At 67.0% G+C, this 4,386-nt stretch carries 5 protein-coding genes; all 5 read right to left on the bottom strand.

Going from position 1 to position 4,386, the window contains the following annotated elements; translation table 11 throughout:
• Positions 1-195: 195 nt before the first annotated feature.
• Entirely contained in the window at positions 196-468 is a 273-nt protein-coding gene (locus VGQ94_10205) for a GDP-mannose 4,6-dehydratase (GenBank protein HEV2022885.1), read from the bottom strand.
• 148 nt (positions 469-616) lie between these two features.
• A complete protein-coding gene (locus VGQ94_10210; protein ID HEV2022886.1) occupies positions 617-1,885 on the bottom strand; it encodes a glycosyltransferase family 4 protein in 1,269 nt (422 codons plus the stop codon).
• 43 nt (positions 1,886-1,928) lie between these two features.
• Entirely contained in the window at positions 1,929-3,077 is a 1,149-nt protein-coding gene (locus tag VGQ94_10215) for an FAD-dependent oxidoreductase (GenBank protein HEV2022887.1), read from the bottom strand.
• Positions 3,074-3,937, bottom strand: coding sequence for an ornithine cyclodeaminase family protein (locus VGQ94_10220; GenBank protein ID HEV2022888.1), 864 nt, complete (start codon positions 3,935-3,937; stop codon positions 3,074-3,076). The genes VGQ94_10215 and VGQ94_10220 overlap by 4 nt, the downstream gene beginning before the upstream one ends.
• Positions 3,938-3,939: 2 nt before the next feature.
• Positions 3,940-4,386 (bottom strand): YetF domain-containing protein (locus VGQ94_10225; protein HEV2022889.1); only part of this gene is annotated, 447 nt, incomplete at its 5' end.

A 4,386-nucleotide genomic window follows, 5' to 3' on the forward strand; every position in this document is an offset into this window, starting at 1 on the left:
GAACCGCCGACGCCAGCCTTTTCAGGGCTGCGCTCTACCAGCTGAGCTACCTGGCCACTCTCGCACGCCGATGCGGCCTCACGCGCGGCCTGCGGTGGAGTGCAGAAGAAGGACCCACCTTCTGCAGATTGGATGCGTGCAGGTGAGTGATTATAGCAACCCGCCGAAGAAGCCTCAAACGCCGCCTGCAGGCGGCTAGGCGCTGCGCCCGGCTTCCCGCCACCACTCGACAAAGCGCTCGACTCCCTCTTCGAGCTGTACCTTCGGCTGGTATTCCAGGCGCGTCTGCGCCTTGCTGATGTCCCCCCAGGTGGTGCGGACGTCCCCCGGTTGCTCGGGCTGGCGGTCGAGCACGGCTTTCTTTCCCAGCGCGCGCTCCACTGCTTCGAGCATCGCGGCCAGCGTGACGGGGTTGCCGCGGCCCAGGTTGTAGATCTGGTAGCCGTTGGGGCGGTCGGACGCCCGCAACCTCTACGACCCCAACGAGGCGCGCCGCCAGGGCTTCGACTACCTGGGCCGCGGGCGCGGAACAGTCAAGTCTTCCAGTCTGGTAGCTTCCGCTCAGGATTAGGAATCAGCCGCAGGCAAACGCCGAGCCCCGCGGTGGGGGCGCCCGCTATGAGGCGGCGACTCTGGAGTCCGCTGTCACCACTTCTGAACTTTCCTTCTTCTGCGGGACCGGCAGCGGCATGCTGCGCTTTTTGAGCAACCGGCGGTATTCGTCGTCCAGCGCCTTCCAGAGGGCCTCCGGGCGGAAGTCGCGCACGACGTGCGCGCGCCCGGCCTGGCTCAACCGCCGGGCCTGGGCCGGGTCGGTCAGCACCTGCTCCAGGGCGTCGGTCAGCGCGTCGAGGTCGTGGGGAGGAACCAGCAGCCCGGTAACGCCGTGCTCGATGGCGTCCGTGCAGCCTGTGACCGCCGTGGCCACCACCGGGCGCGCTGCCGCCTGCGCTTCCAGAACGACGGGTGGAAAGCCTTCGCCATGGCTGGGCAAGCAGACCACGTCCATCACTTGATAGTAGGCGGCAGTGTCAGCCACATGGCCGGGACAGAGGATACGGTTGTCGGTGTCGAGAAGGCCCCGGGTGTCCGGAGGCAAAGGGTCGAGCGATTCGAAGTCTCCCAGCATCAGCAGGCGCAGCCCGGGCATGGAATGGCGGAGGCGGGCGAAGGCGCTCACCAGCTCCGGGACCCCCTTGGAGCGGTTCACGCGACCGACGAAGCCGATGACGGGCGCGTCGTGGGGGATCCCCAGTTGCCCGCGCAGAGCCTGGGCCTGCCGGCGGCGTTCGTCGGTGGGAGCGAAGCGCGCGGCGTCCACGCCGTTGCCGCTGCCGCTGGCCAGCACCACGGCGCGCTCGGCATCCACCAGTCCTTGCTCGACCGCTTTCTGGCGCACGCCCTCGCTGAGGCAAATCACAACATGGGCGGAATTGCAGGCCATCTTTTCCACCAACTTCATCACCCTGCGCTTCATGCCCTTGGCGGTCTCAAAGCTCACCCCATGCAGCGTGTACACGCGGCAAGGGACTCCGGCGCAGCGCGCCACCAGCCCGCCAAGCAGGCCGGCCTTGGTGGTACCCACGTTGGTGATCTGAGGCCGGAAGCGGCGCAAGAGCTGCCACAGCTCCCACAGCGAAACCGGGTCGGCCACAGGCGCGACCCCGCTCTCCATGGGGATGGCAAAACCGGCTACGCCTTCGCGCTCGTGCAGGGTCTCGAGCTCATCGCCGGGGGCGGAGACGGCAGCCACCAGGAAGCCGGCATCACGCAGAAAGCGGAGCTGGCCGCGCATCAAACTCAGACTGACCGAGGCAGTCACGGCGTGCAGCACGCGCGGACGCCCCAAGCCCCTGGGAGTGGCTGGAGTCTTGGTGAGGGTCACTACTAAGAGTGTACAAACAATTAGACAACTTTGCAGTAGTGTTTCAGTAAATCGAGCGATTTTTTTTCGTGGCTTTCGAAGCGAGCGAGAAGCGCGGTTCCACCGGACCCCCGCGGGTGAGCAGCCGGGCGACGTATTCCCCCAGCGCCGGGCCGTGCTTAAAGCCGTGCCCAGAGCCTCCCCCCGCCAGCAGGACGTTGTCGTAGGCGGGGTGGCAATCGATGAGAAAGTCGCCATTGGCGGTATTTTCGTACTGGCAGACGCGCGATTCGAGCAGCGGCGCATCCTTCAACGCCGGGAGGCGCCGAGCCAGGTAGCGGCGGATGGCGCGCAGTCCCTCGGCGCTCACCTCGCGCCGTCCCGTTTCGGGATTGAAGGCGGGGCCGTGGAAGTCGGAGGCGATTTTGACACCGCGGTTCTCCAGGTCGCCTACCCCGTACACCTCGTCGCCGTGGTGGAGCCATCCCGGCATGTGTGGCGCCGCAAACTGACTGGAGCCCAGGGGCGATCCGAAGAAGAAAACTTCCTGGCGCGTGGGAAAGATGCGATTGCCCAGAACCCTGGGAAAAAGTTTGGGCAGCCACGGCCCGCAGGCGAAGACAAACGCGGCGGCTGCAACGCGCTCACCGGCTTCCGTCTTCACGAACCGCAGGCGGCTGCTGCCGGAAGGCGGCAGTACGCCGCCGATCCGGTAATCGATTCCCTGCCTCACGCCTTCCGTCACCAGCGCCTGCACCGCCTGGCGCGCCATGAGCACGCCACTCGCCGGCTCGAAGAGCGCCCAGCTCACGTCCGCGAGCGAGAACTGCGGGAAGCGTTTGCGGATCTCGGCGCGGGAAAGTCTTTCCACCGGGATGCCGGCCTTCTTCAAGACGCTGAAGTTTTGCGGTGTGTAAGAGTCGCTCGCGCTCGCCAGCCACAGCACGCCGGTGGGATGGAAAAGCGGGCGCCGGATGCGGTGGAAGAGTTGCTTCCACAGCTTCATGGAGCGCCGCGACCAGCGAGTGTAGAGCTCGTCCGGGCCGTAGCCCATGCGGATCAGGCGCGACTCGCCGCCGGAGCTGGCGCGGCTGTTGGCGGCGCCGTGAGCGTCGAGCAGCGCCACCGACAGCCCGGCCCGCCGCAGATGCCAGGCGGTCCATGCGCCGAAGACTCCCGCGCCGATCACCGCCACGTCGTAGCTCTTCTTCATCCCTTGCCGCTCCCCAGCGCTTCCGCAACCAGGCTTGCCGCCACCAGGTCCTCCAGCGCGCATCCCAGGCTCTTGAAGAGCGTAATCTCTTCGGCGCTCGAGCGCCCCGGCTTTTTGCCGCTGACCAGCTGGTGCAGGTCGGCGGCCAGGTGCTCGCGGGAGATTACACCACGGCGCATGGGCAGGAGCAGGTCGCCCGCTTCGGCCATCGCGCCGTCGTAGGTATCTACCACCACGCGCGCCCGCTGCACCGTGGTGTCGTCCACCTCGCGCGCCTCCGGCTGGAAGGCGCCCACCAGGTTCAGGTGCGTCCCGGGACGGATCCAGGAGCCATCGAAGAGCGGCTCACTGGCCGTGGTGCAGGTGCAGAGGACGTCCGCTTGCTCCACGCAGGCGCGCGCTTCAGCCGCCTCGACTCTTACTTTAAGTTCTGCCTCTATCCCCCTGGCGAACTGCCGGCTCTGGTCCGGCGTGGAGCCGCACACCAGCACTCGCTCGAAGCGGCGGACCAGAGGCAGTATGCGCAGATGCGAGCGCGCTTGCCGGCCAGTCCCGAAGACGCCGAGCGTACGGGCGTCCTCGCGGGCGAGAAACCGGGTGGCCAGGGCGGAGGCGGCGGCGGTGCGGATCTCAGTCAGCCGCCGCGCGGCCAACAGCAGCCGCGGCTTGACGCCCATCCCGGGCAGCGCCGGGTCATAGCAGGGCATGAGCAGCATCACGCAACGCTCGCCCGCCGGCAACTGTATGCGCGTGGGCATGCGCGCGCCGGGAAAGTTCTCCCGAAAGGCTCTCTCCAGCGCGGTGATACAGCGCGCCGGGTCGAGCAGCCGCTCCACCTGTTCTTCGGAGAGAATCTCCATCCTTATTGGTGTTTCTGGAGGAACCTTAGCCGGCGCTGGGGCACCAGGTCGGACGCGACGTCGTCGTACTTCAGACAACTGATGGAGCCATCCACTTCGAGGACGGCCAGCGAGATGTCCTGGAGATTGGTGATGCCGTGCTCGCGCAGAGCGCGCTGCAATTCGTCGAGGGTAACGTGCTCGCGCGCCAGGTTCGCCTCAATGACCTTTCCGTTGTGGACGAGCAGCGTGGGCGAGCCCTGCACGAAGCGGCGGAACCTGCGATTGAACCCCGCGAACTCGGCTATGCCGTAGTTCAGCAGCAAGAGAGTGGTCGCGGCCACCACGCCTCCCAGCAGCGACGTGTCCGGCCCGGTCATGGCGTTCTGCACCGCGTTCGAGAGTAGCAGCAGCAGGGTGAGGTCGAAGGGGGTCATCTGGCCGACCTCACGCTTCCCGCTCAACCGCAC

Source organism: Terriglobales bacterium, assembly GCA_035937135.1.
Lineage (GTDB): Bacteria > Acidobacteriota > Terriglobia > Terriglobales > Acidobacteriaceae > DASYVL01.

Coding starts and splice junctions, on each gene's coding strand:
- VGQ94_10215 (HEV2022887.1), bottom strand. CDS start 3,077: ATGAAGAAGAGCTACGACGTGGCGGTGATCGGCGCGGGAGTCTTCGGC.
- VGQ94_10220 (HEV2022888.1), bottom strand. CDS start 3,937: ATGGAGATTCTCTCCGAAGAACAGGTGGAGCGGCTGCTCGACCCGGCG.